At 54.5% G+C, this 3,013-nt stretch carries 4 protein-coding genes; 1 reads left to right on the top strand and 3 read right to left on the bottom strand.

The annotated features are described in order from the left end of the window. Positions 1-252: 252 nt before the first annotated feature. Genes EKM91_RS14025 through mutY form a run of 3 tightly spaced genes read right to left on the bottom strand, consistent with a single transcriptional unit; the run spans position 253 to position 2,124 of the window. Positions 253-429, bottom strand: a complete 177-nt coding sequence (locus EKM91_RS14025) for a hypothetical protein (RefSeq protein ID WP_164508610.1) — start codon at positions 427-429, stop codon at positions 253-255. Then, complete coding sequence (locus EKM91_RS13640; RefSeq protein ID WP_125754435.1) at positions 422-1,057, bottom strand: NAD(P)H-dependent oxidoreductase; 636 nt, start codon at positions 1,055-1,057, stop codon at positions 422-424. The genes EKM91_RS14025 and EKM91_RS13640 overlap by 8 nt, the downstream gene beginning before the upstream one ends. Beyond that, positions 1,054-2,124, bottom strand: coding sequence for an A/G-specific adenine glycosylase (gene mutY / locus EKM91_RS13635; RefSeq protein WP_125754434.1), 1,071 nt, complete (start codon positions 2,122-2,124; stop codon positions 1,054-1,056). Before mutY ends, EKM91_RS13640 begins: the two co-directional genes overlap by 4 nt. Positions 2,125-2,221: 97 nt before the next feature. Here mutY and EKM91_RS13630 point away from each other — a divergent pair, with 97 nt between their 5' ends. After that, complete coding sequence (locus tag EKM91_RS13630; RefSeq protein ID WP_125754433.1) at positions 2,222-2,887, top strand: type 1 glutamine amidotransferase; 666 nt, start codon at positions 2,222-2,224, stop codon at positions 2,885-2,887. Positions 2,888-3,013: the final 126 nt, after the last annotated feature.

The raw sequence follows: 3,013 nt of genomic DNA, 5'->3' as shown, positions 1-3,013 counted from the left end.
TAAGGAGGCCCTGTAAAGACATGATGAAAACCGTCATCATCTGTCCATGCATCAGTCAGCGATTTTTCACGAGTTTATCATTTCGCAGCACTTGGTCATTCTGCCTTCCACTTGATTACCGCAGAACGACTAATTGTCACAAGTTAACCCATTATTCTACGTTATTGATTACTGTTAATAACCTCCTTTTCACTAATCTGTCTTCATCATACCGCACTCTGGGCATGGGCCCCTCCGTCTTGAGGCGGGTCTTCACCACTGCTCATGGTCCCAAGCACGCCCGTCTAACTCGCCTTCTGCTTGTTCTAGCCGCATGGCTTGGGCTTGAATGAAGTCGGCCAACGCCAAAAATTGGGCGCGCTTGGGATAGTCACTGGCCGCGTCTGCGAGCTGTTTGGCTTGGTCAAGCAGCCATTGCGTTTCATTCATCGTCTTTGACCTCCTTTAACGCCGCGCGCAAGCTGGCTAAGCGCGCTTGCCGCTGGGCTAGGGTGTCTGCCAACAAGCCCGCTTCAGGCGATTGTGCCAGCTGGGTCTGCCACCATGCGGCTTGTTGTTGAAAACTTTCTGGCGCCGCTAAGCTGAGATATTGTTGATACCGCACCAGCAAGCGGGCTTTTTGGGCTTCAGTTTGATAGGCAAATTGGGGGATCGCCAAGGGCGGTAATAAAGCCATCCCTGCAGTCTGCGCCAATGCCGCAAAAGGCGACAACAAGGCGTCTAAGCTCACGCCAACCGCCGCTCCGGGATGAAAATCGCGCAACGGCCGTCCAAGCGACACCACCACCCCGAAGCTTTTGCCGGCGAGCTGGCGGGCAAACGGCAGCGTCCACACCGCCGCCAGCCAGGCTTGCAGCAATGCCGGTGCCGCGTACCAATACAGCGGAAACTGCACCACGATGCGCTCGGCGGCGAGCAGTGCTTGGCGTTCTGCTGCCACTGACATGGTCACCGGGTGCCACGTTGCAGCGGTGACGCCTGCTGCGCTGGCTTTTAAAAACGCCTGCGTGCTGGAGCCATCAAGGTCTGGATGCGCGACAATGATCAAGGTTTTCATACTGGCAGTCCTTTCAACAATTTCTTTTGCACCGTCGGGATCGCGATAGCGGCCAAGTCATCAAGCTGGACCCAGCGCCCCGGCACGTAATCGAGTGCAAACGCCGGCGCTTCAGCCACTAGCAGCGTCATTTGCCACTGTTGGTGGGTAAACGTATGCTTGACCAAAGGCAAGCCTGGATCTTGCAAAGCCACTTCAGTCCCGACTCGCGCCTGCAATGCCAAAGCGGCTTGCGCCACGGTGTCAGGTTCCAGCTGCGAGCGCGCAACTAAAGGAAACATCCATAAGTTGGCCAACATCCCGGTGCTGGGCCGCTGCACAAACAAATACCCGGCCGGGCTGTGCACGGCAATGGCATAATATGGCACCGGTTTAGGCCGCTTTTTCTTGGTTTTCACCGGAAAATCCAAGACCCGCCCAGTTTGCCATGAGGCATCAAAAGCCGCCACTGGTGAGTGCTTTGGATCAGGGTCTTTGGCGGACATGTAACTGGCGCCTAAGTCCATGATCGCTTGATTAAAATCCCCTGGACGCTTGGGATCGATGACTTGGCGGATCAAGCGGTCAAACACCGCGCGGGTCTTTGGCTGGGCGATATCATCAGGAATGCAAAACAGCCGCGCAAACACGCGAAAGGCGTTGCCGTCGATCGCCGGCTCCACTTGATCAAAGGCGATGCTGGCGATCGCCCCAGCAGTATACGGGCCGATCCCAGCCAGCTGTTGCAATTCTTGGACGGTATGCGGCCAAACGCCGCCGTAATCACGGATCAGTTGTTTGGCGGCTTTTTGCAAATTGCGTGCGCGCGAATAATACCCCAACCCTTCCCACGCTTTCATGACTTGGGCTTCAGGCGCATCGGCCAAGGCTTGGACCGTCGGCATTTGCGTGATGAACCGTTGATAATACGGGATCACAGTTTGCACTTGGGTTTGCTGCAGCATCAATTCGCTGACCAGCACATGATACGCGTTTCGATCAACACGCCAAGGCAAGTCGCGCTTGTTGGCGTCATACCAAGCTAATAAGGTGCGGCGAAACGCTTTGATTTTTTCTTCTTTCCACATGTCCTTATCCTACTGAAAAGTTGTGGTAAAATGCAACTATCTTAGGTATTTGCAGGCGATACCTATTCCAACATTGCCGTTGATGGAAAGGGGCTTCATGCGAATTTCAGTGATCCAACACACGCCTAGCGAAGGACCAGGCGCAATCGCGTTATGGAGTCACGCCGGCGGCCATGCGCTGACGTGCTATCATCCTTACCAATTTGGCCGCTTGCCCACCGCTGAAAACACCGACTTGTTGGTCCTGCTGGGCGGCCCGATGAGTCCTAACGATGACACCGCATGGATCAAACAAGAACGCGCGCTGATCCAAGCCATGCTGACCGCTGACAAGCCGATGTTTGGAGCTTGTTTTGGCGCGCAGCAGATCACCAAGACTTTAGGCTATCCGGTGACTGCCGCTGAAGCCAAAGAAGTCGGCTGGGCGAAGATCTACCGCCAAACCACGATCATCCCTGGCCTGCCTGCAACCTTGACGGCATTGCATTGGCATCAAGAAAAATTTGCGCTGCCGCAATCGGCCCACTGGCTGTTTTCCAGCGATCTCGTCTCGAATCAAGGCTTCGTGCTCGACCACAAGATCGTGGGCTTGCAATGCCATCTTGAACCTTTGGCTGATGATGTGCGCACCATGGTCGCCAATGACGGCAGCTACATCAAAGGCTCGGCACTGCACCAATCACCAGCAGAGATCTTAGCTCAGCTGGTGCCTGCAGAAAACCAAGCCGCGATTTTTGCGATCTTGGATTATATCACCGCTTAAACCGCCTATTTACCCCTAAAAGCGCCGCTGACCCGGCGTTTTTTTGCGGGACGGATTTACACTGTAAGTGCAACAAATTAGCCAAATAGAAAAGACTCGTAGCCTGAGTCCTTGTAAAATGAAATC

This window comes from Lacticaseibacillus baoqingensis, from assembly GCF_003946165.1.
Taxonomy (GTDB): domain Bacteria; phylum Bacillota; class Bacilli; order Lactobacillales; family Lactobacillaceae; genus Lacticaseibacillus; species Lacticaseibacillus baoqingensis.
Note: the sequence above shows the minus strand (reverse complement) of the source record. Positions and strands in the feature narration are given on the sequence as shown.

Coding starts and splice junctions, on each gene's coding strand:
- EKM91_RS14025 (WP_164508610.1), bottom strand. CDS start 429: ATGAATGAAACGCAATGGCTGCTTGACCAAGCCAAACAGCTCGCAGAC.
- EKM91_RS13640 (WP_125754435.1), bottom strand. CDS start 1,057: ATGAAAACCTTGATCATTGTCGCGCATCCAGACCTTGATGGCTCCAGC.
- mutY (WP_125754434.1), bottom strand. CDS start 2,124: ATGTGGAAAGAAGAAAAAATCAAAGCGTTTCGCCGCACCTTATTAGCT.
- EKM91_RS13630 (WP_125754433.1), top strand. CDS start 2,222: ATGCGAATTTCAGTGATCCAACACACGCCTAGCGAAGGACCAGGCGCA.